The organism is Gordonia sp. Swx-4, from assembly GCF_030316175.1.
Taxonomy (GTDB): Bacteria; Actinomycetota; Actinomycetes; order Mycobacteriales; family Mycobacteriaceae; genus Gordonia; species Gordonia alkanivorans.
The window spans coordinates 4077755-4101794 of record NZ_CP128197.1 but is presented as its reverse complement, the minus strand read 5'-3'; the positions used below and the strand labels follow the sequence as shown (position 1 = coordinate 4101794).

Here is a 24040-nt window from a genome sequence, read left to right as displayed (position 1 = left end):
ATTAATCGGACCGCGGTCCGGTTATGCTCGGTGTAACCATCACAAGGAGGCGCGACATGCAGTTCGGACTCTTCAGCGTCAGTGACATCACCACCGACCCGACCACGGGCACGACGCCCACAGAACACGAGCGGATCAAGGCGATCGTGCAGATCGCCAAGAAGGCCGAGGACATCGGGCTCGACGTGTTCGCGCTCGGTGAGCACCACAACGAGCCCTTCTTCTCGTCGTCGCCCACCACGACCCTGGCCTACATCGCGGCGCAGACCGAGCGTCTGCAACTGAGTACCGCGACCACGCTGATCACGACCAACGACCCGGTCAAGATCGCCGAGGACTTCGCGATGCTGCAGCATCTGGCCGACGGGCGCGTCGACCTGATGCTCGGGCGCGGCAACACCGGTCCGGTCTATCCGTGGTTCGGCCAGGACATCCGCCAGGGGATCCCGCTGGCGATCGAGAACTACCACCTCCTGCATCGGTTGTGGACCGAGCACGTGGTGGATTGGGAAGGACAGTTCCGGACCCCGCTGACGTCCTTCACCTCGACGCCCCGCCCGCTCGACGACGTGGCACCGTTCGTCTGGCACGGGTCGATCCGTAGCCCGGAGATCGCTGAGCAGGCGGCGTACTACGGCGACGGCTTCTTCGCCAACAACATCTTCTGGCCCAACGAGCACTTCCAGCGGCTGATCAACTTCTACCGCGAACGGTACGAGCACTACGGCCACGGCAAGGCCCACCAGGCCATCGTCGGGCTCGGCGGACAGTTCTTCATCCGACCGAAGTCGCAGGACGCGGTGCGCGAGTTCCGCCCGTACTTCGACAACGCGCCGGTGTACGGACACGGTCCGTCGCTCGAGGACTTCACCTCGCAGACGCCGCTGACCGTCGGCAGCCCGGCCGAGTTCGTCGACAAGACGCTGACCTTCCGGGAGACCTTCGGCGACTACCAGCGTCAGCTGTTCCTCGTCGATCATGCGGGACTGCCGCTCAAGACCGTGCTGGAGCAGCTCGACCTGCTGGGCGAGGTGCTACCGGACCTGCGCGCCGGGTTTGCGGAGGGACGTCCCGACGACGTTCCCGACGCGCCGACGCACGCCTCGCTCGTCGCCGCCCGCCAGGAAGCCGATCAGGATGTGGAGGTGTCCTCGTGACCGCCCTGCGGATCGTCGCGGTGAACGCCGGTCTCTCCGAACCGTCGTCGACGCGGATGTTGATCGACCGGCTGACGGTGGCGGTGACCGACGCACTCGGCGAGGGCGAGCGCGTGGTCGACGTTCAGGTGATCGATCTGCGGGATCTGGCCGTCGATCTCGGCCGTGCGATGACCGGCGGGTTCGCCCCCGGGCAGGCCCGCGCCGCTCTCGACGCCGTGGAATCTGCTGACGCGTTGATCGTGGCGTCCCCGGTCTTCAACGCCTCCTACAGCGGACTGTTCAAGATGTTCTTCGACCTGGTCGACGTGGACGCGATGTCCGGCAAGCCCGTGCTCATCGCCGCCACCGGCGGCAGCCCGCGGCACTCCATGGTGCTCGATCACGCGCTGCGCCCGCTGTTCTCCTACCTGCGAACCGTGATCGTGCCGACCGGGGTGTACGCGGCGTCAGAGGACTGGGCGGGCGCCGAGTCGGCTGGTGATGGCGGTCTGAGTGGTCGAATCGACCGTGCGGCAAACGAACTCGCGGGACTCATCGAGCCGCGGGCCGCGGGTGGTGCCGCGTCAGACACCCGGAGCCGCGTCGGCGACACACAGCACGACGCGCGTGGTACGGGACCCGACGTGCGCCAACAGACGATCGAGGCGGCGGGCATCGCCAACTTCGCCCGGTTGCTCGGCCCTTCGTGATGGCCCTCCCCAGGGAGCGGGGCTCGGCGTCAGGCGCGGCCCGGAGTGTTCTTCCGGGGACGTAGCCGAGAGTGCGGCAAAGCGGGTGCGGGCAGGTGCTGGATGTCGCCGTCGTATCCCTGTACCTGTCCAAACCGTTCGCTGTGGGCCATCCACTCGTCGCGGAACCCGACGATCTCCTCGTGCGTGCGGCCGATGAAGTTCCACCACATCACGATGTCCTCGCCGAACGGGGTGCCGCCGAGCAGGATCACGCGGGCGGCGTCGTCGGCGACGTTGGTCAGCGTCAGTCGCGACGCACCCACTCCGACGTAACCGAGCTCGGTGCGCTGGAGAGGTGCGGCACCGGTGTCGGCGACCTCGATGGTTCCCGCGTCGACGAGGATGCCGTGCTCGAAGGCGGGATCGACGTCGAGGTCGACGGTGGCGCCGGGCGCGAAGTCGAGCTGGGCGCCCAGCAGTGGCGTGAACGTGTGTACCGGCGAGCGGGTGCCGAGAAGCTCGCCGAGGAACACCTTGGCCGTGACCCCGTCGAGCTCGATGTCCTCGGGGCGGTGATGGGCGAAATCCCTTGCTGTGTCGACGGCATCGGCGGGCAGCGCGGTCCACAGCTGTACGCCGTGCAGGATCGTGGTCTCCGGGGTCGACACCTCGGTGTGCGCGATGCCGTGTCCCGCGGTCATCAGGTTGATCTCGCCGGGGCGGACCCTCGCGTGGTTGCCCATCGTGTCGCGATGCTCGACTTCGCCGGTGAACAACCAGCTGACCGTCTGCAGGCCGGTATGCGGATGCGGCGGCACATCCATCCCGCCGGTACTCGCCACGTCGTCGGGCCCGTAGTGGTCCACGAAGCACCACGCGCCGATGAGCGACCGCGAGCGTTGGGGGAGGGTCCGGTGGACGGTCATCGCGCGCGGACCGCCGAGGGGTACGTCACGTGCGGTGAGGACCTCCAGACGAAGGTGTCCCGACCCGGTCGCGTTCTCGGCGTCGGTGTGGCATTCGACCTCGGCCGGCTGGATCTCCAGATTGCTCATGGCGACCATTCTCCCCGGCGTCGGGACCCCGGTGTCCGCAACCGGGACTCAGACGACGGTCGGGTTCTCGAATCGCATGGTGATCTTCTCCACCGAGCTGGTCATCAGCGCATGCCGGCCGAGCCGCAGCGAGCGGAGTTCGGCGGCGATCGGGTGGTCGCCGAGCGTGAGGCTCGCCCCGCCGAGGCGGGTGCGGGTCCCGCTCACCGATGTGAGGCGCCACGGGGTGAGCCGGGTGACGCCGTCGAGCTGGGAGTAGGCGTGCAGGACGGTGTCGGCGGTCGTGTCCGGGACCTTGACGCCGGGTTTGATCCGCAGGTCGGCGATCAGCGAACCATCGGCCTCGAGCCGGCCGCGCCGGGTCGACGAGGTGTGGTCGACGTCGAACTCGGCCAGGGTTTTGGGGAAGCCCCAGATCCCGCGCCCGGCCGCGAGGGTGAAGTCGCCGTCCACCGGGAGGCGGTGCACGAGCGCACGCGCGTCGCCTTTTGCGAGAGAGCGGAGCGCGCGGAGCGGCGAGGTAGGGGGTTGTGACGGGTCGTCGACGAGGAAGCAGACACCGAACTCGTTGTATGGCCCGAGGTCGCCGTCGACGTAGTCGACGAAAACCAGCATGCACATCGCGCGTCCCGGTCGGACGCGCAGTGGACGCAGGGTGCCGGGGCGTGCGGACTCGCTGTCGATCGCACGCTGGACCGCGGCCGCGTCTGCGGTGAAACCCGCGACGAAACACTGCGCATGCCGGATCTCGACGGGCATGGTCACCGTGGTGCCGAGGATGTCGTGGGACGAGGGTGCGGTCACCGGTACTCCTTCTACTGGTCTGACGTGGGTCTGCCGGGACGGTTCGACGCAGACTAGAACGTGTTCTAGTCTTGCATGATCAGGCCGTGGAGACGTCGGAGAAGGCGGATGTCCCCCATCCTGTGGACAGGGAAGGCGACGAGGCGAGACGGATTGTCGCATGTCCGGGCCGGAAAGCGGCCGGTGTCCGACATGTCGTATACGGTTCGCCTCGTGTGCGGACGCGCCACACTGTGTAATTGCTGAGAGACGCGTGAATGCCGCACGGTGAGCCGACGAAAGGGGGCGTCGTCGATGCCCGAGGGTAACGTCGCATCGCCGCACCGAAGGGGTGCCGCGCCGAGTCGGATGTCGACGGCGAGGTGCGCACGGTGACGGCGAACGATGTGGTGGCGGAGGGTCGTGTCATCCGCGTGGGGATGATCGACGATCACCGCTCGCCGATCTGGGGGATCGAGCGGGTGTTGGACCCGGTCGACGACATCTCGCTGGCATGCTCGGCGTCCACGGTCGCGGGCGTGCTCGCGGGGATGCCACTCGACGTCGTGCTGCTCGATCTGCGCCTCGACGACGGCACCACGCCCAGGGAGAACGTCAACACGCTCTCCGCGGCCGGTGTCGCCACGGTCGTGTACACATCCGGTGAGCATCCGGCGCTCCTGCGTTCGGCAGCCCGGGCGGGCGCGCTCGGAGTCGTACTGAAGTCGGCCGAGGAGTCCGTCATCATCGACGCGATCCGGGCGGCCGCCAAGGGGCGGGCGGTCCTGACCACCGAGTGGGCCGCGGCCATCGACGGTGACCCCGAACTGGCCGCGGTCGATCTGTCGCCGCAACTGCAGAAGGTGCTGGCGCTGTACGCGTCGGGGGAGACCTCTTCTCGGGTGGGAGCGGCCCTCGGGGTGTCCGCGGAGACGGTGAACGAGTACCTCAAACGAATTCGTCAGAAGTATGCAGACGCCGGCAGGCCGACCCGGACGAAGGTCGACCTGTTCAAGCGTGCGGTGGAGGACGGCTGGCTCCCGGTGCCCCAACGGCACCGGAGTCGTGGCGCTTCGGATCGTCGACAATAGGTCGATCCGGATCGGGCCCAGGGACTGTCCGGTTCGGAATCAGTAGGCAGACAAGGGGAATGGTGGGGAATCAGTGGGCGATCGGCGCCGGAACAGTAGGAGTCCCCATTTCTGGGTCTACCGGGCGACCGACAGCAGCACTACTTTCAGATCATTGGGAATGACGCGTGGAGCGTGCGGCGTCGGGGGACGTGGGCGATGCGCCAGAAATTAGGGGATGGACCAGTGACGGCCACTTCAGAGTTCTACCGAACCGCACAGTCCCGAGGGGCCGTGGACCAGCGCCGTGTCGGCTCGCCGGAGTCGATGCTCCACAACGGGATCACCCGGCTTTCGGATTACCGCCCGGCCGTCGACCGTGCACCGGCGGCGCTGCCGCGGCCGAGCCTGTCCGACCGCGAGGTCGAGGTTCTGCTCGGCTGGCTCGCTGCCGAGTCGAAGGAAGAGGCGGCCGCCCGGCTCTTCATCTCGGCGTCGACCGTGAGTACCCACCTCGCACGAATCCGTGCCAAGTACACCGCGGTCGGCCGTCCGGCCCCGACGAAGACGCACCTCTTCGCCCGCGCCCTGCAAGACGGATACACCAGCCTCGATCGCTGGTGACCGACCCGTCACACGCGCGGCCTGCGGTGATCCCGGAACGGGGGTCAGCGCAGGTCGCGCGCCAGTTTCGGCCAGGTTGCGTACAGGTCGTCCTGCCAGTAGCCCCACGAGTGGGTACCGGTGGGACGTAGATTCACCTGGACCGGCAGCCCGAGTGCGCGCATCCGCTGCACCATCTGACGGGTACAGATGTCGATGGCGACCTCGATGCCGCCACCCACGACGGCCTGGTTGACCAGGTCGAAGGCGCTGCCGTCGATACTCGGATCCCCGAGCTGCTCGTGCGAACCGGGCAGGCCGGTCCCGCTGGTCATGTACACCTTGGTCCCCCGCAGCTTCTCGGCGTTGAGGTACGGGTCGTTCGCACGCCACCCCGGTCCGCTCAGCGGGCCCCACATGTTGACCATGTTCGCCCCGCCACGATCCTCGACGACCATCCGGATGTACTGCTGTCCGGCCGGATCACTCGTCCGGGCACAGCCGCTGAACGCGGCCACGGATCGGTAGAGCCCCGGGGCGGCGATGGCCAGATTGAGCACCGAGGTCCCCGCCATCGAGATACCTGCGATGGCGTTCGCGCCGGTGGTCGGGAACTCCTCGTCGATGATCGGCGGGAGTTCCTCGGTCAGGAACGTCTGCCACTTGTTGCGGCCGAGTACCGGATCGTCACGCTGCCAGTCCGTGTAATACGAGAAGGCGCCGCCGATCGGCGTCACCACGTAGGCGTTCTTGTCGGCGAAGTACTTCTTGTATGTTGTCCGGGCGTCCCAGGTCGCCGAGTCCTCGCCGCCGCCGGCCCCGTTGAGCAGGTACAGAACCGGAGCCGGTCGAGACCGGTCGCGTGGCGTGAGGACGGTCACCGCGACCGACCGGTCCATCGCCGCCGAGTGCACCAACAGCGTCGTCTGCTGGGGGTCGTCGACGTAGCGGTCGATGACCCGCGATCCGGGTTCCGCGCCGGCGGGTGATGCGGATACGAAGCCGTGCGCGGCGAGTAGCACCGTCACCGTTATCAGAACCGTCCGGAACCGTCCGCCGTTCACGCCCACCGCGCCCCACCTGTCTTCTCTGATTCATCCCACCTCTGCCGACGCAGGACGCGCCGGCCGGCGAAGTGGCCCCGCCGTCAGTGTAGGCATCGTTCGCAGTCGTACTCGGCGATACCGCTTCGGCTCAGAGACGGACCTGGGCCAGGATCGGCGTGGTCGGCTGCGGGGAACCGCCCGCGGGCTCGATGGTCACCGCCAGCACCTGTGCGTCGCCGAGCCCGTCGACGACGACCGGTTCGGTGTCGCCGCCGGGGATCAGACCGGCCGGGACCGGATTCTCCGCTCCGCCGACCAGCCAGAGCTGAAAGGTGCTGTCCGGTGAGATCGGACGGCCCGGATCCCGGATGAGGGTCACCGCGCGGCCGGCGGTCTCGGAGGTGATGACGGTGATCGTGCCGTGGTCGTCCGCCAGGGGTTCGGCGGTGATGGTCGCATCACCGGCCGCGAGAACGGTGAGGACCTCCTGCTGCGTCTCGCCGACCGAGGTCGCGGCGGGCGAGGGTTCCGGTGCCGTGGTGCGGCCGATCAGGACGCCGGCGCCGAGAGCGACGACGACGGTCACCGCGGCGGCGGCGAGCACGGCCGTCGTCCGCTGTGGACCCTGTCGGCGTCCGCCGATGGGCACGGGCTCAGGAATCGGAGGCGGTGTCGGCGCATCGAATCCGGCGGCCCCGTCGAAGACGTGGGTCAGTACCCGACCCCGAAGGCCGGAAGGCGTCTCGAGTGCGTACGTGCTCGAGAATCCGGCCATCGCGGTGTGGATCTCGACGATCCGGTCCTCATAGGCCGATCGTGCGTCCGGCGGGAGCGCGGCGAGTTCCCGTTCCGCCCGGAGTGTCTCCTCCGGGGTCAGGGCGGAAACGGCGTACAGCTCGATGTGGTCGTCGAGCCAGGCGGACATTCGGTCGTCGGGCTCCGCGTCGGTGGTTGTCATGGGCAGGTCAGGCATCCTCCTGCGTCCTCAAGCACTGTTTCAGGCGGCGTAGGCCGTCCCTGATGCGTGACTTGATGGTGGGCAAGGGGGTCTCGGTCTGCTCTGCCACCTCCGGATAGGTCAGACCGCCGAAGTAGGACATCTCGATGGAGCTTCGTTGCAGTTCCGTGAGCTCGCCGAGGCACGTCCGTAGCGTACGCGCCTCGTCGGCGTGGACAACCACCTCGAGCGGAATGTTGCGTGGGGTTTCCACCGAGGCAGCGCCGTAGTCGGACATCCGTTCCTGCTGGAGTTGCTCGGTGCGCACGCGATCGACGGCGCGACGATGGGCGATGGTCATCATCCAGGTGAGGACCGACCCCCGGGCGGCGTGGTACTGGCCCGCCTTCTGCCAGTACTGCAGGTAGGCCTCCTGCACGATCTCCTCCGCGTATTCGCGGTCGCGGACGACGCGGAACGCGAGCCCGTAGATGCGCGAACTCGTCAGGTCGTACAGACGCGTGAACGCGGCACGGTCCCCGGTGGAAGCCGATTCGAGAAGATCGCGCAACAAACGAGATTCGTGTCCACGTCCGTGGTCCGCATCGGGGGTCGCGCTGCCGTCGTCCGATGTCACCTCTTCACCGTAACCGGAATGGCCGGGAGTTCTCCGGCGATCCGCGATCACCGGTTTGCTGACCTTCGGTAAAGGACAAGGGACACAGGGACGCACACGGCCAGGATGACCAACGACGAGCCCACCGCATACCCCACGGCATGGTCGGCGACCCACCCGGTCGCGGTCGGGAACATCGGTGGTGCCTCGTTCCCGAACAGCTGACGGCAGGCGGTCGCGACGGCGGTCACCGGGTTCCATTCCGCGATGGTCCGCAGGGGTCCGGGGAGGCTCTGCGCGGAGATGAACGCGCTCGACAGGAATGTCACCGGGAACATCCAGAGAAAGCCTATGCTCTGTGCCGCTTCGACATTCGGCGCCGCCAGGCCGCTCACGGCACCGACCCAGGCCATCGCGATGGCGAAGAGTCCGATGATGCCGAAGGCGATTGCGGCGTCGGCGGCGCTGCCGTAGATCCGCCAACCGATCGCCAGTCCGCAGGCGACCATCACCGCAAGTCCGACGGCGCCCAGGAGCATGTCCGAGGTGACCCGGCCGCTGATGACCCCCAGGCGGGACATCGGCAGTGAGCGGAGGCGGTCGATGATCCCGTCCGAGGTGTCGTTCGCCAGACCGACAGTGGTGAAGGCGGCATTGAACACGACGGTCTGCGTGAAGATGCCCGCCATCAGGAATTCGCGGTACGAACTACCGCCGAAGGTCGCTCCGAAGACGTAGGCGAAGAGAAAGACGAACATCAGCGGCTGGATCGTCGCGCTGATGAGGAGCGTCGGTATACGTTTGACGGTCAGCAGGTTTCGCTCGACCAGTACTGCGGTGTCAGTGAACACGGGCTCGCTCCGATCGGCTGGGCGGAATGTCGGTTACGTCCGTGAAGTTGTCATCTGTTCCGACGACAACGTCGGCAAATCTGTTGACCGCCTCGCCATTGATGTCCGCTTCGGCGACCGTGATGTCCGACTCGGTTGGCACGTCGGCGATCTCGTCGACCGGGGGAGTTCTGTCACCGGAACGCTCGGTGAGTGTCAGGAAGACGTCGTCGAGGGTGGGTGTCGACACGGATGCGTCGACGACCTCGATGCCGGCGGTCGACAGCGCCCGGACCGCCGCCACGGCACTGCGGGTGCCGGCGTCGACGGGAACCGACCAGCGCGCCGAATCGGTGCCGGTGCCACCGTCCGATCCCAGGCGTTCTGCGGGTCCGACGCCGATACCGGTGAGGGACGCCGACACCTGCGCGTCGGCGTCGTCCGTATGGGGGACAACGACTTCGACGGTGAGGATCGATCCCCCGGTGGCGGACTTCAGTTCCGCCGCGCTTCCCTGGGCCCGGATCGTGCCGTGGTCGATGACGGTGATCTCGTCGGCGAGGGCGTCGGCCTCCTCGAGGTACTGCGTCGTCAGCAGAACCGTCGCGCCGGAGCTGACCTGCTCGGCGATGACCTCCCACATCTGGCGTCGTCCGCGCGGGTCGAGTCCGGTCGTCGGCTCGTCGAGGATCACCAGTGAGGGGCGATTGATGAGGGCGCCGGCGAGGTCGAGGCGACGCCGCATCCCGCCCGAGTAGGTCCGCATCGGTCGGTCGGCGGCGTCTTCGAGGTTCAGCTCCGCGATCAGTTCGCGGGCACGTTCCGATGCCACTGCACGCGGTTGCCCGTACAACTGGCCGACCATGCGGAGATTCTCGAAACCGGTCAGGTTCCCGTCCACGGCGGCGTACTGGCCGGACACCCCGACGATCTTCCGGACCGCGCCGGGATCGGCGATGGCATCGATACCGTCGACGATGACCGAGCCCTCGTCGGGGGTCATCAGCGTCGCCACCGCGCGGACCGTGGTCGTCTTGCCCGCGCCGTTGGGGCCGAGGAGGGCGTGCACGGTTCCGGTGGGGACCGAGAGATCCAGGCCGTTCAGGGCGTGGACCCGCGGGCCGCGGCCGAACAATCCGGTGCGGAAGGTCTTCTCCAGCCCGCGGAGCTCCAGCGCGTACGGAGACGCCCCACGGTCAGGGGTGTCGTCAGCGATACTGTGTCGCCCCACGGGTGACCTCGCTTCCCTCGTCCTGTGCACTTTCCATCGTCCGGATCAGGCTGGCGGGCCGCATGTCTCGCCAGTTCTGTTCGACGTACTCGAGGCATTCGTCGTGACCGGACGGGCCGAAGACGGGCCGCCAGCCGTCAGGCACGGGTGCGAACTCCGGCCACAGCGAGTGTTGGTTCTCGTGGTTGACGAGCACCCGGAAGACTCCGTCGGTGTCGTCGAAGGGATTGGTCATCACTTCTCCTGTCGTGTGGCGGACGCCGGTTCTCCCGGCGATACACCGATGGCATGTACCCAGTCGGACACGTGCTCGGGCAACATCATTCGTGCGTGCGTGCTGTGCGACTCGATCTCGACGACCCGTCCGGTCACCTTCGAGTACCAGGCCTCGACGGCGGGCGCGCCGGGCTGGGGGTCGACGGTGGCGGTGACGAAGGTCAGGTCGCCGTTGTAGACACGCGGCCGCCACTTCTCCGCCAGCGGTGAGGCGTGGCGGAACACCTCGTGGACCGTGCCCAAAGTGTCCCGCGTGAGGCCACCGAGCGCTCCGCCCACCGAGGAGATGATGCGGTGGGCATCGGCTACGGTGAGTTCGTCTGTGCCGGAGAGCTCTTCGCTGTCGAGGTCGAGACCGAACTCGCGCATCAGGTCGGTGATCGACGCCTCCGCGTCGAGGTCCGGCCGCTCGGAGATGACGTAACTGTCGAGCACGACGAGCCGGGCGACCTCGTCGCCCGCCTCGCGCAGCTGAACCGCCATCTCGTGCGCGATGAGTCCGCCGAGCGACCACCCGACGAGGTGGTACGGACCCTCCGGTGCGACGGTCCGGATCTGCGCCACGTATTCCGCGGCGAGGTCGCCGATCGAGCGAGGGCAGCGCTTCCCGGACAGTGCCGGATGTTGCAGTCCGTACAGCGCCCGGCCGGCGGGCAGGTGGGGCAGGAGCGAGGTGAAGCTCCACGACAGCCCGATCGCCGGATGGACGACGAACAGCGGTGGCTCGCCGGGATTCCCTGTGGTGTCACCGCGTTGCCGACGCAGCGGCAGGAGCATGTCCAGCCCTGCCGTGCCGGACTGTTCCGACGGGTCGCTCGGAGCCGCCCCGTCGATGCCCAGTGCCGCAGCGAGTTCCGCCGGGCTCGGCGCGCCGAAGAGCGACTGCGCGGACACCTGGCGGCCGGTCCGTTCGGTCAGGCGGGAGGTGACGGCGGTGGCCAGCAGGGAATTGCCCCCGAGGTCGAAGAAGCCGTCGTCGGCTCCGATGGTGTCCGGGGCGACCTCCAGGACCTCGGCGAAGATCTGCGCGATCGTCGTCTCGCCGCCCGGGGCCGGTGCGCGACGCGCGGCGTCGTCGGTGGGCGCGGGCAGCGCCTTGCGGTCGAGCTTGCCGGTGGGGGTCAGCGGGATGGAGTCGAGCAGGGTCACCGAGGTCGGCACCATGTGCCGGGGGAGCCGGCGACTCACGCGGCGTCGTAGATCGGCGGGGTCCGGTGCGGTTGCGTCGGCCGCGGTGACGTAGCTGCGGAGCTTCGCCGCCGCGCCGGTCCCTTCGACGAGGGTCACCGCGAAGTCGACATCCGGCTCGGTCGTCAGGGCGTCGTCGATCTCGCCGAGCTCGATCCGGAAGCCGCGGACCTGCACCTGGGTGTCGCTGCGGCCCACGTAGACCAGTCGCCCGTCCTCGGTCCAGCGGACCAGGTCGCCGGTGCGATACATCCGACGACCGGCGAAACGCGGTCCGGTGACCATCGGCGCCGGCACGAAGCGGGTCGAGGTGAGGCCCGGCCGGTGATGGTAACCCCGGGTGACCTGCGGTCCCATGAGATAGAGCTCGCCCACCACCCCGGCCGGGACGGGATGCAGACGCTTGTCGAGGACGAGCGCTCCCACCCCGTTGTTCGGCGTGCCGATCGTCAATTGCCGGTCGGGGGCGAGGGATTCGCTGCCGGTGATGATGATCGTGGTCTCGGTCGGACCGTACACGTTGATCAGGGTGCGTCCGGGAGCCCAGCGCCGGACCAGGTCGGCGCCGTAGTCCTCACCCCCGACGGCGAGCGCCCGCAGCGAGGGCACCGCGGCCGGTGACATGCTCGCGACGGCCGCCGGCGTGATGAACGCATGGGTGACCTGCGCGGAGTCGATGACATCGCTGAGGGCCTCACCGCCGTAGACCTGCGGTCCGACGATGACCAGCGGCGCCGAACCGGCAAGGGCGAGCAGCATTTCCAGGACCGAAGCGTCGAAGCTGGGCGACGCGAAGTGCAGCACCCGCGACATCGGGCCGGGGGCCAACCGGTGGGCGAGTTCGTCGTGCACCGGACGCAACCCGGAATGCGGCACGAGTACGCCTTTCGGACGGCCGGTCGAACCGGACGTGTAGATGATGTACGCGAGCTGATCGGGCCGGATCGTCGAACCGCGTTCGGCATCGGTGATCGGCGACGGCGACGAGTGCTGCAATCGGGTCATCGTCGTCGCGTCGTCGAGGACGAGCAGCGGTGTCGGTTCCCCGGCCATCCCCGCGGCGATGGATTCGGTTGCGGCCGAGGTCGTCACGACGAGCCGTGCACCGCTGTCGCCGAGCATGTGGGCGATCCGGTCGGCAGGATAAGTGGGGTCGATCGGCACATAGGCGGCACCGGTCTTCACGATGGCCCAGATCGCCACGAGAGACTCGATGGACCGCTGCACGGCCATCGCGACCACGTGTTCGGCGTCCGCGGCGCCGACGCCGCGACCCAGCAGGACGCGGGCCAGCCGGTTCGAACGGGCGTCGAGCTCGGCGTAGGTGATGGTCTCGGGAGAATCCGGCGATCCCGCCATGGCGGCCAGGCCATCCGGGTTGCGCTGCACAGCTTGCGCGAACAACCGGTCGAGCGTGGTCGGCATCTGTGCAGGGCGACCGAGTGACGGTGTGCGCTCGGCGATCTCGAGTGGGTCGGTGATCCGGATGTCGCCGATCGGGCGCCCCGGGTCACCCAACATGCCGCGTACGACCCGCATCAGGCGCGTGGCCAGGAGTTCGGCATCCTGTCGCCGGTATCGAGCCGTGTCGTAGGTCACCTGGAGGGCGGCGTCGCCGTCGCGCATGCCGGTCAGTGTGAACTGCAGGTCGAACTTCGCTTCCGGGGAATCGAATTCGGCGATCGACGCGCGGAGTCCCGCATCCATCTCGATGGTCGTCGCCGGCAGGCCCTCGGTTGGTCCCTCGGTGTTCCCGGCGGTGTAGTCGTGGACGGACAGCGCCACCTGGAACAGCGGGTGCCGTCCCGGGGTGCGCGGCGGGTTCAGCGACGCGACGATGTCGTCGAACGGGAGGCCGCGGTGGTCGAGCGCGTCGACGTCGGCGTCGCGTACCCGGCGGACGAGTCCGGCGACCGTGTCGGCCGCCTTCAGGCGCGTCCGCAGCGGCACGACGTTGACGAACATGCCCACCACACCGCTGTAGTCGTGGTCGGCGTCGTGGCCGAGGCGATTGGCGACCGGGCTGCCGACGACGAGATCGTCGCCGAGGCCGAGCCGGTTCAGCAGGATCGCCAGTGCTGAGTGCAGGACCGAGAACGGCGTGGTCGACTGCTCGCGGGCGAAGGCGATCAGGCCCGCCCGCGTGTGTGCCGGAAGTGCGAGACTCACGGACCCTGCTCCGGATTCGGACGGCTGTGCAACATCCGTCAGCGGTGCGACGGTGGTCTCCGCCGGGGCGTCGGCGAGGGTCTCCTCCCAGAAGCGGAGGTCGTCGGCGAGGCTCTCGGCGTCGGCACTCTCGACCGCGTGGTCGCGGTAGTCGACGTCGGCCGGGGGCCAGTTCTCGGTACGGCCGCGTCGACGTTCGCCGTAGGCACGGGTGAGGTCGGCCACGAGGATCGGCAACGACGCACCGTCGGCGGCGATGTGATGCACGACGAGCACGAGTACGTGCTCGGTCTCCGAGCCGGTGGTCGAGCTGTCCGCGACGAGTGTTGCGGTGATCGGCGCATGTCGGGCGAGATCCATCGGCCGGGTTGCGTGCCGGGCGATCTCGGCGGCGACGTCGGTCGTCCACTGCACGGCGAGGTCCCCGATCACCGCCTCCGGGTCGTCGAGCACGCGACCCATGGGGCCGTGCTCGCCGGGTTCGAAGACGGTACGCAGGCTGGTGTGCCGGGCCACGATGTCGACGAGTGCGCCGCGCAGGGCCGGCACGTCGAGTTCTCCGCGAAGACGCAGCACGAAGGGCATCAGGTACTCCGTGGATTCCGGGTTCGCGGTGGCCATCGAGTGGAGTCGACGTTGGGCGGGCGCCAGCGGGAACCGCTCGGGTCGGACCGGAATGCGTTCGGATGCGTCGTCTTCGGATGAACCGGCGTCGGCCGCGGCCGGTGCACTCACGTTCCAACCCTCCGGGAGCGTGAGCAGCGGCGCCAGCGATTCGGGTGTCGGATGGTCGAAGACGTCGCGGACCCGGAGCCGTTCGCCGACGTGGACCCGGTTGATCCGGCTGACAAGGGTGGTCGCCTGCAGCGACGTGCCACCGAGGAGGAAGAAGTCGTCAGTGGCGCCGACCTCGTCGGGACGGAGATCGAGAACGTCGGCGAGGATGTGCGTCAGCGTGGTCTCGGCGAGAGAACGCGGAGCCCGTCCCGTCGACGACAGTGCTGTCGTGGCGGGATCGGGGAGAGCGCGATGATCGAGTTTTCCGTTGCGGGTCAACGGGATCGAGTCGAGCACGACGATCGCGGACGGGACCATGTGACGCGGGAGTCGCTGCCGGACGGTGTCGAGTATGGCTGCGATGTCCGGCGCGTCGGCCGGGTCGGTGAGGGTGACGTACCCGACGAGCACGGAGTCGGCCCCCTGCCCGCGGACGATCGTCGTCGCGAAGTCGACACCCTCGGCTGCTCCGAGCGCGGCGGTGACCTCGTCGAGTTCGATACGGAAACCGCGCACCTTGACCTGGTTGTCGCTGCGGCCGTGGTAGATCAGCGATCCGTCGGCGTCGCGCCGGACGATGTCACCGGTGCGGTACATGAGGTCGCCGGAACCGTCGGGTCGGGCGACGAAACGGGCGGCGGTCGGGCCGCGCCGGTCGAGATAGCCACGGGCGACCCCGGGGCCGCTGATGTACAGCTCACCGGGGACGTGATCGGGCACCGGGCGCAGGCGATGGTCGAGGACCAGTGCGGTGCAGTCGACGACCGGGGTGCCGATGGTGATCGGCGTTCCCGGACGGAGCGGCTCCGACATGACGGCGACGATCGTGGTCTCGGTCGGGCCGTAGGAGTTGATGTAGCTGCGGTCGGCTCCCCAGCGCGCCACCAGCTCCGGCGTGGAGGCCTCGCCTCCGACACCGAGTGTGCGCAGCGCAGGGAGTGGATGCGGCGCGGCGGTGGCCAGCGCAGCCGGGGTGATGAACGCGTGGGTGACCGCGTGGTCGTCGAGGAAGTCGACGAGTTCGTCGCCGCCGTAGATCGTCGACGGGACGATCACCATCGTCGCGCCGACCTCGAACGCCAGGAGGAACTCGAGCATCGCGGCGTCGAAGGCGGGGGAGGCGAAGTGCAGCGTGCGGTCTCCGGGCGCCACCCGGTAGCGATCGCGTTGCGCTGCAGCGAATGCGGCCAGGCCACGGTGGGTCACGCTGACGCCCTTGGGTTTTCCGGTCGATCCGGAGGTGTAGACCACATAGGCGAGCGAGTCGACGTGGCGCGGACCCGTGAGCGAGTCGGCATCCGGGGTCGGGTTCTCCCACGGGACACCCAACATGCCGGGGGAGGCCCACCAGATCTCCTGCGGCACATCCGCGAACCGGTCCGCGGTCGTGATGCCCAGCCTCGCCCCGGAGTCGGCGATCATGTGGGCGATCCGGTCGGCGGGGTATCGGGTGTCGACCGGGAGGATCGCGGCCCCGCTCTTGGCGATCGCCCAGGTCGCGATCACCGACTCGATGCTGCGATCGAGTGCGACGGCGACGACGTCGTCGGTGCCCACCGCGAAGGCCTGCAGGTTGTGCGCCCAGATCGTCGAGAATTCGTCGATCTCGGAGTAGGTCAGACTGCGATCGGAGTCCTCCACGGCCACCCGGTCGGGAAACCGGCGTGCGGTTGCCGTGATGATGTCGGCGAGGTGACGCGGCGTGATCGTGGGCTCGGTGTTCGGTTGCCGGGCGGCGATCGCCGTCGTCGTCAAGGGGAGATCGTCGATGGGCACGTCGGGATGTGCCGTCGCGGCGTCGGCGAGTTCGGCGAACATCCGGGCCAGGGCCTCGACGCGAGGGCGGGTGTGGACGTCGGTCGCATAGGTGAACCGCGCACGCCCGTCCCGGATGCGGAGCTCGAGATCGAAACGGGCCACACCGGTGTCGATCTCGTCGGCGTCGATGCGGAGGTCGGAGATTCCGGAGTCGCCGTCGAGCGGACCGGATGTCCCGATGCCGGTGGAGGCGTCGCTCGTCTGGGCGTCGAAGGCGAGCGCGATCTGGAAGATCGGATGCCGGCCGGTACGAGGCGGATTGACCATCGAGACAATCCGCTCGAACGGCATGTCGGACTGCGACAGCGCCTCGAGGTCACGGTGGCGAACGGAGTCGAGCAGCGCCGTGAAGCTCTCGCGACCGTCCACCGGTGTCCTCAGGACCACCGAGTTCACGAACATCCCGACGACGTCGGCGAGACGGGGGTCGTTGCGCCCGGCGACTGGAGTGCCGATGACGATGTCGGAGGCCGCGCCGCCGACATGGGTGGCCGGATCGGCGTGCAGACGGTGGAGCAGCGCCGCGAACAGCGCGTGCACACTCATGAATTCGGTTGCGCGACCCGGGGACACGGCCATCAGCCGGCCACGGATCTCGGCGCCGAACTCGACCTCGACGACCTCGGCACGTCGCGTCTGTCCGGCCGGGGCATCGGGGATCAGGATGGGCCCCGCGTCGACCCCGTCGAGTTCGCGTCGCCACCATTCCGCGAGCTCACCGTGATCGGCGAGGTTCTCGGCCTGCCAGCGCAGGTAGTCGAGGTAGTCGATCGCGGTGTCGGGCCGGTCGGTCTCGGTCGCGTCGCCGCGACCGAGTTCGGCGTAGGTGCGGGTGATGTCGCGGTGAAGCGGGATCATCGACCATCCGTCGGCGGCGATGTGGTGGATGACGATCGACAGCCGGTGGTGCATGGTGTCGCCGTCGATCCGGTGCAACGCGGTCCGCAGCGGGAGGTCGGTGGTCAGGTCGAACGGGCGGCCGGCGAGAGCACGGGCCAGGTCCGGCCACTGCGCCTCGGTGGTGTCGGTGACCGCGAGGTCGAGAGTGACCGCGTCGGCGGGGCGCACGTCGAGAACAGGCCTGCCGTCGAGATCGGGATAGACGGTTCGCAGCATCACGTGACGGTCGACGGTCCGCCGGATCGCGGTGGCGAGCGCGTCGACGTCGAGCCGGCCCCGGAGGTCGAGCGCGAACGCGATGGCGTAACCGGCTGTCGCCGAGCCATCTCCATCAGTGACCTCGCCGATGGCGAGCTGGTTGAGGAACCAGAGCTGCTGCTGGGCCGGGCCGGGCTCGACGGGCGCGTCGGGGTCGTGCACGAGACGGGGGATACGCGTCTCGTCTGTGGCCGACCGGCCGGTCTCCCGCCCGGGCACGAGCCGCGCGATGGCAGCGACGGTCGAGTTGTCGAAGACCTCACGTACCGGTATCCGGTGTCCGGTCAGGTGCTCCAGCGCGCCGACGATCTGGGTCGCCAGCAGCGAGTTCCCGCCGAGGTCGAAGAAGTCGTGGTGACGGCCGACGGTACCGGGTTCGAGGTCGAGGCGTTCGGTGATGAGGTCGGCCACCGTCTGCTCGATCGGTGTGATCGGTGCGACGTACACGACGCCGGTGTTCGCCGGCAGGGTCTCCGGTGCGGGCAGCGCGCGCAGGTCGACCTTGCCGATCGGAGTCGTCGGGATCTCGTCGAGCTCGACGATCGCCGACGGGATCATGTGCCGCGGAAGACGGTCCGACAACCGTTCACGCACGTCGGATGCCGTATCGGAGGTTCCGTGCGCCATCGTCACATACGAGACGAGATGAGCGCGGTCGCCCTCGCCACGGGTGGTGGTGACCGTCGCACGCACCGCGGCGTCGGAGACGAGCACGGCGTCGATCTCACCGAGTTCGATGCGGTGACCGCGGATCTTGGTCTGATGGTCGGCACGGCCGCGGAACTCGAGTTCGTGATCGGTCGTCCAACGCACCAGGTCGCCGGTGCGGTACATCCGCTCGCCGGGATCACCGAACGGGTTGGCGATGAACCGTTTCGAGGTCAGCGGGCGCACCCCGTGATACCCGCGGGCGAGATGCTCACCGGCGATGTACAGTTCGCCGATCGCCCCGGGGGCCACCGGCCGCAGGCGTTCGTCGAGCACGAGCGCGGAGACCCCGCGGATGGGCCGGCCGATGGTCAGCGTCGTGTAGTCGGGTTCGATCGGCGCCGACACGGCTGCGACGACCGTGGTCTCGGTGGGGCCATAGGCGTTGAACAGCCGCGGTCCGCTCGACCACGTACGCACCACTTCCGGGTTCGGATGCTCGCCGCCGATGACGAGGGCCTCGAGTTCGGGGACGTCGTCGGGCGACATGGTGGTCAGCACGGACGGGGTCAGGAATGCATGGGTGACATGGCCTTCCCGCATCAGCTCGGCCAGTTCGGCGCCGCCGACGATGCCCGGCGGGATGATGTGCATGGTCGAACCGGCCGCGATGGCCATGAGGATCTCGAGCACGGTCGCGTCGAAGCTGGGGGAGGCCATGTGCATGGTCTGGCTGTCGGGAGTGATCCCGTACTGCGTGACCTGCTGCGCCCCGAAGTCCGCGAGACCTCGATGACCGACCACCACACCCTTGGGTGTGCCGGTGGTGCCGGAGGTGTAGATCAGGTAGGCGGGCTGGTCGACGTCGAGCGGGCCCGGCCGTTCCGAGGACGACACCGGGGCGGCGGACTTCTGGCGCACCGACTTGATGACCTCACCGTCGTCGAGAGCGAGAATCTGCGGGAGATGCCCGGGGTTGCTTGAGGATTCGTCGGCCAGTGCCGGCCGCGGGTCGGCGGACCGGTCGGTCAGGAGGAGGCAGGAACCGGAGTCGGTGAGCATGTGCGCGATACGCGCCGGCGGGTAGGCCGGGTCGACGGGCACCCACGCGGCTCCCGACCGGGTCACCGCCCACATGGCGATCATCCAGTCCACGCCACGGGGGAGTGCCACCGCGACATGACGTTCGGGCCCGGCGCCCCGTTCGATCAGCAGTCGCGCGAGCCGGTTCGACGCGGCGTCGAGATCCCGATACGTCAGCGACCGGGTGCCGTCGGTGATGGCGACCCGATGCGGGGAGGAGGCGGCGGCCGTGGACAGCAGCGTAGTCAGATGTTCTACGGGTCGGCGGCCCTCGCCGACCGCGGGCACGAGATCGAGTCGCTCGTGCAGGTCGAGGACCGGGAGGTCGCCGACCGCCGAGCGCGGCTGTGCGGTGGCCGCCTGGAGCAGGCGGTCGAGCCGTGACGTGAGTGCGGTCACCGTGGACCGGTCGAACAGTGCGGTGGCATAAGCGATCTCGAGACCGATTCCGGCGGGCTCCCCGTCGGTGTCCTGCACCTCGGTGAAGGTCAGCTGGAGATCGAAGGTGGTGTGGCCGGTGTCGACCCGCGACGCGGTGGCCGCGAGGCCGGCGAAGTCGAGGCGGATGGCCGAACGGTCCTCCAGAGCGAGGGACACCTGGAAGAACGGATGGACATGCAACGACCGGTCGGGGTTCAGTTCGGTGACGAGACGGTCGAAGGGCAGGCCGGCGTTGTCGAAGGCGTTCAGGTCGACGTCGCGCACATGCGTCAGCAGGTCGACGAAACCGGCGTCCTTGTCGACCTTTGTGCGCAGTGCCAGCGTGTTGACGAACATGCCGACGAGGCCGTCGAGGTCGGCGTCCCCCCGGCCGGCGACGGGAGTTCCGACGACGACGTCCGACGATCGGGACAGCGACCGCAGCAGGGCGGCCACGGCGGCGTGCAACACCATGAACACGGTGGAACCGGTGGCGGCGGCCAGTTCTCGGATGGCGCGGTGTGTGTCGGTCGAGACCGTGTGGGTCACCGACGCGCCCGATGCGTCACCACGGCCGGTGCGCGGGCGGTCGAGCGGCAGATCGGTCTCGCCGGGGGCGTCCGCGAGTGTGGCGCGCCAGAAGTCGAGTTCGGCGGTGGCGTCGGCAGACTCGGACAGCCAGGCATGGCGATCGGCACTGACCTGCGAGTAGGTGACGGGCAGTGCCGCCCAGTCGGGTTCGTTTCCTTCCCGCCGGGCGCGATAGGCCGTCGCCAGGTCGCCGGCGAGGGGTGCCAGTGACCATCCGTCCGCGGCGATGTGGTGGACCACCACGGTGAGACGGTGGTCGTCGTCGGAGGTACGGACGAGTCGCGCACGGATCGGCAGGTCGGCGCCCAGATCGAAGGTCTGCGAAGCGAACTCGCGGTCGGGGAGATCGCGCACATCCTCCGTCCGCAAGACCGGCAGGTCGACGGTCACCGTGTCCGGCGATCGCGGCGACATGAAGGCTATGCCGTCTTGTTCGACGACGATGCTCCGCAACGGCTCGTGCCGGACGATGACGTCGGTGAGGGCCTCCCGCAGGGCATCGGTGTCGAGCGTGCCGACGAGTCTGACGGTGAAGGGCATGTTGTAGGTCGCCGCGCCGGCCGGGTCGAGCCGGGTGGCCAGCCACAACCGATGCTGTGCCGGTGACAGTGGCACCGGTGAGTCGGCGAGGAGGGCCGAAGCGGCGCGGGCCGAGGTGGTCCCCGGGGAATCGTCGACTCCGACACCCAGTTCGGTGAGCGCGTCGACGATCCCGCCGACATCCTCGGCGTCGAAGATCGTGCGGATACCGATCCGCCGTCCCGTCGCCTTCGACAGACGGGACGCCACCCGGGTCGCGGACAGCGAGGAGCCGCCGATCGCGAAGAAGTCGTCGCGCAACGAGATCGGTGAGCTCCCCGTCGGATCGGGGTCCAGTCCCAGGACATCGGCGACGGTGCGCACGACGAACCGGTCGAGCGCGGTTTCCGGCGCGACGAACTCGCGGTCGGTGCGGAGCTCTGGGCGGGGGAGCGCACGGCGGTCGAGCTTGCCGTTCGCGGTGGTCGGGAGCTCGTCGAGCACCATGACCACCGTCGGGATCATGTGCCCGGGCAGGGCTGATGCCAGTTCGGTCCGGAGCTCGCGGTTGTGCAGGTCGGCCGTGCCGCTGACGTAGCCGACGAGGACGGGTCCGTCGGCCACGAGATCGTCGCGCACGAGGACACCCGCGGCAGCGACTCCGTGCAGGGAGCCCAGCGCCGACTCGACCTCGCCGAGTTCCACCCGCTGGCCGCGGATCTTCACCTGGGAGTCGGTGCGTCCCAGGTACTCCAGTTCACCGTCGTCGTTCATCCGGACCAGATCGCCGGTGCGGTAGAGACGTTCGCCGGTTCCGTCGGGGGAGGCGATGAATCGCGCCGCGGTCAGATCGGGCCGTGACCGGTAGCCGCGGGCGAGCTGGACGCCGCCGAGATACAGCTCGCCGACCGCTCGGGGCGGCTGCGGGCGCAACCGGTGGTCGAGGACGTGGACGCTGGTGTTCCACACCGGTCGGCCGATGGGCACGACCGGCACGTCGGCGCGGCAGGCGTCGTGGTGGGTCACGTCGATGGCCGCCTCGGTGGGGCCGTAGAGATTGTGGATCGGGGCGGAGGTGAGTGCCGCCGTCGCACCGACCGTGCCCGGTGTCAGGGCCTCGCCGCTGGTGAAGATCTGGCGCAGCGAGCCAAGAGTCCTCTCGTCCCGCCGGTGCGCACCGCCGGGTGTGTCGGAGTCGGCGGACAGCGCGGCCGAGAACGCGGTGAGCATCGACGGGACGAAATGCGCCGTGGTGATGCGATGTTCGTCGATCACGTCGCGGAGATACCAGGGGTCGCGGTGTCCGTCAGCGGACGGCACGACTAGGGCAGCGCCGGTGACGAACGGCCAGAAGAACTCCCAGACCGACACGTCGAAGGTGGCCGGGGTCTTCTGCAGAACACGGTCGGATTCGTTGAGGGGATACCGCGCCTGCATCCATCCGAGCCGGTTGACGATCGCACGGTGGGTAATCGCCACGCCTTTGGGCTTGCCGGTGGAGCCGGACGTGAACAGCAGGTACGCGGTGTTGTCGGGACCGGCGACAGTCACCGGCTCTCGCCGGTCGGGGTTCGCCCGCAGCTCGGCCAGGCTCGCTTCGCCGATGATCAGATCGGGGGCCGCCACCGCCAGGATGTGCTCGAGACGATCGGCCGGCTCATCCGGGTCGACCGGGACGAAGGCCGCGCCCGCCCGGACGACGGCGTGCAGAGCCAGCACCTGATCGAGGCTGCGTCGGAGCTGGACGGCGACAACGCTTTCCGCTCCGACGCCGCGATCCTGAAGCGCCGCTGCCAGTGATCGCGTCTGTCGCGCGAACTCGGCGTGGGAGAGAGGGCTGGACTCGGCCGGGTCGCGTGGGTGCGCCGCGACGAGGACCGGCGCCTCGGGGTGGGCCGCCGCGGCCTCGTCCAGCAGGTCGACGAGCGTGCGCCCGCCGAGCTCGACATGTGCACCCGTGGTGCCCTGGGGCAACTCCGCGGCTTCACACTCGCGCAGCACGCTGACATGCGACACCGGGGTCTCGGAAGTGGCGGTGACGAGAGCTTCGAGGAACTCGACGAGTCGCCGGTGATGGGTGACGATCTCGTCGTCGGAGTAGATGTTCGGATTGGCCTCCAGGTCGACGCTCATGCCGCCGTCGAGACTGTCGTAGACGTTGACCGACAGGTCCTCGATGGGTCCGGTGGACAGCACATTGAGTTCGCCGTGCACCGGCCCGAAGTCGATGTGTTGGAAGAACAGCATCACGTTGACCAGCGGTCCGAAGAACCCACGGCGGGCCCCGGCGGCGTCCAGGATGTCGGCGACGATGTCCTCGTGTCGGTACTTCTGGTGGCGCACAGCGCTCTTGATCTCCGCGTTCACCGAGGCCAGCAGATCGGCGACGGTGGCGTCGTGGTCGAGGGCGACGCGTAGCGGGACGACGTTGGAGACGAGGCCCGCGGAGGTACGCAGGACGTCACGGTCGCGCGCGGCGACCGGAAGACTGAGGACGGCCTCGTCACGGTCGGTGAACCGGGCGACATAGGCGGCGACGGCAGCGGTGATGACCGACGCCGGCCGCACCCGGTGGGCCCGTGCCAGGGAGCGGATGCGAGTGACCAGGTCGTCGTCGAGCACTGCCGATCGGACCGTCGACAACGGTGCCGCCGGACCGGAACGCCTGGTCAGAGTGGCCAATTCGGGCAGATCGGCCAGATGCTGCGACCAGTACTCCCGATCGTCGAGGAACTTCTCCGACGCACGGTAGGCGACGTCCATCGCGGCGATCTCGGCCATCGTCGCGGTGTCTGCCAGGGGAGGCGGAGCATTGTTGACAATCGCCGTGTAGTGCGACGAGACGCGGAGCATCAGATACATGGCGGCATAGCCGTCGTACCCGATGTGATGCCCGCGGCAGTACCAGATCGAATGTCCCGAACCGATTTTGAGCAGGTGTGTGTCGAGGAGAGGATCGGAGAACATGTCCGGACTCTTCGACCGGTGGTCGTCGATCCAGGCCAGTGCGGCTGCACGCGGGTCCGCGGCGTCGCTGAAATCCTGTGTGCCGAGGACCAATCGGCGCGACCGGTCGATGGTCAGGGTCGGTTCGGCGTCATCCGTCGGGGTCAGCCGCAGCATGGACGCTTCCGTCTCCAGCTCGGTCAGCGTCGTCGCGCGCTGGAGGATCTCGGGATCGATGTCGACCGGAGCGCCGTCGGAACCCGATGTGTCGCCACGGAACTCGATGTACGCGTCGATCGTCAGCGGTACATCGGGTTCGAGCTGCTGGGCATAGAAGATGCCGCGCTGGGCGGCAGTCATCGGGATGGCGGGGTCGCGGTCGGATGTGCTCTCGATACGGCTGGTGTGCCGGATCGTGTCTTCAGTGGTCACGCATGCCTCCCCT

The 24040-nt window shown here is 68.7% G+C and carries 13 protein-coding genes; 4 read left to right on the top strand and 9 right to left on the bottom strand.

Features of this window, described 5'->3' with window-relative positions; all coding sequences use genetic code 11:
- The first annotated feature begins 56 nt into the window (after nucleotides 1–56).
- Complete coding sequence (locus tag PWF70_RS18825) at nucleotides 57–1157, top strand: LLM class flavin-dependent oxidoreductase (RefSeq protein WP_006360230.1); 1101 nt, start codon at nucleotides 57–59, stop codon at nucleotides 1155–1157.
- Nucleotides 1154–1849: an FMN reductase gene (locus PWF70_RS18820; protein ID WP_006360229.1), complete on the top strand. Its 696-nt coding sequence runs from the start codon at nucleotides 1154–1156 to the stop codon at nucleotides 1847–1849. The genes PWF70_RS18825 and PWF70_RS18820 overlap by 4 nt, the downstream gene beginning before the upstream one ends.
- Nucleotides 1850–1878: 29 nt before the next feature.
- Here the strand turns inward: PWF70_RS18820 and PWF70_RS18815 are convergent, their stop codons facing one another.
- Both PWF70_RS18815 and PWF70_RS18810 read right to left on the bottom strand, forming a co-directional pair.
- Nucleotides 1879–2886, bottom strand: coding sequence for a pirin family protein (locus PWF70_RS18815; RefSeq protein WP_006360228.1), 1008 nt, complete (start codon nucleotides 2884–2886; stop codon nucleotides 1879–1881).
- A 48-nt stretch (nucleotides 2887–2934) separates the two neighbouring features.
- Entirely contained in the window at nucleotides 2935–3690 is a 756-nt protein-coding gene (locus PWF70_RS18810) for an acetoacetate decarboxylase family protein (protein ID WP_204717486.1), read from the bottom strand.
- 419 nt (nucleotides 3691–4109) lie between these two features.
- On the opposite strand from PWF70_RS18810, the gene PWF70_RS18805 reads away from it, so the two are divergent.
- Nucleotides 4110–4760: a helix-turn-helix transcriptional regulator gene (locus PWF70_RS18805; protein WP_035755171.1), complete on the top strand. Its 651-nt coding sequence runs from the start codon at nucleotides 4110–4112 to the stop codon at nucleotides 4758–4760.
- 225 nt (nucleotides 4761–4985) lie between these two features.
- Nucleotides 4986–5363 carry a LuxR C-terminal-related transcriptional regulator gene (locus tag PWF70_RS18800; protein ID WP_035754971.1) on the top strand — a complete coding sequence of 126 codons (378 nt, stop codon included), beginning with the start codon at nucleotides 4986–4988 and terminating at the stop codon, nucleotides 5361–5363.
- Between the two features lie 44 nt (nucleotides 5364–5407).
- On the opposite strand, the gene PWF70_RS18795 is transcribed toward PWF70_RS18800, so the two are convergent.
- From PWF70_RS18795 to PWF70_RS18765, 7 genes are all read right to left on the bottom strand, one after another.
- A complete protein-coding gene (locus tag PWF70_RS18795; protein WP_419773243.1) occupies nucleotides 5408–6376 on the bottom strand; it encodes an alpha/beta hydrolase in 969 nt (322 codons plus the stop codon).
- 160 nt (nucleotides 6377–6536) lie between these two features.
- Nucleotides 6537–7361, bottom strand: a complete 825-nt coding sequence (locus PWF70_RS18790; protein WP_280088750.1) for an anti-sigma factor — start codon at nucleotides 7359–7361, stop codon at nucleotides 6537–6539.
- A complete protein-coding gene (gene sigK / locus PWF70_RS18785; protein ID WP_280088751.1) occupies nucleotides 7354–7962 on the bottom strand; it encodes an ECF RNA polymerase sigma factor SigK in 609 nt (202 codons plus the stop codon). Before sigK ends, PWF70_RS18790 begins: the two co-directional genes overlap by 8 nt.
- Before the next feature lie 47 nt (nucleotides 7963–8009).
- Nucleotides 8010–8792, bottom strand: a complete 783-nt coding sequence (locus PWF70_RS18780; protein WP_280088752.1) for an ABC transporter permease — start codon at nucleotides 8790–8792, stop codon at nucleotides 8010–8012.
- Nucleotides 8782–10002 carry an ABC transporter ATP-binding protein gene (locus tag PWF70_RS18775; RefSeq protein ID WP_280088753.1) on the bottom strand — a complete coding sequence of 407 codons (1221 nt, stop codon included), beginning with the start codon at nucleotides 10000–10002 and terminating at the stop codon, nucleotides 8782–8784. The genes PWF70_RS18780 and PWF70_RS18775 overlap by 11 nt, the downstream gene beginning before the upstream one ends.
- The gene (locus tag PWF70_RS18770; RefSeq protein ID WP_143932523.1) at nucleotides 9980–10237 is read right to left on the bottom strand and encodes an MbtH family protein; all 258 of its coding nucleotides are present in this window, start codon (nucleotides 10235–10237) and stop codon (nucleotides 9980–9982) included. Before PWF70_RS18770 ends, PWF70_RS18775 begins: the two co-directional genes overlap by 23 nt.
- Nucleotides 10237–24027 carry a non-ribosomal peptide synthetase gene (locus PWF70_RS18765; protein ID WP_280088754.1) on the bottom strand — a complete coding sequence of 4597 codons (13791 nt, stop codon included), beginning with the start codon at nucleotides 24025–24027 and terminating at the stop codon, nucleotides 10237–10239. The genes PWF70_RS18770 and PWF70_RS18765 overlap by 1 nt, the downstream gene beginning before the upstream one ends.
- Nucleotides 24028–24040 lie beyond the last annotated feature (13 nt).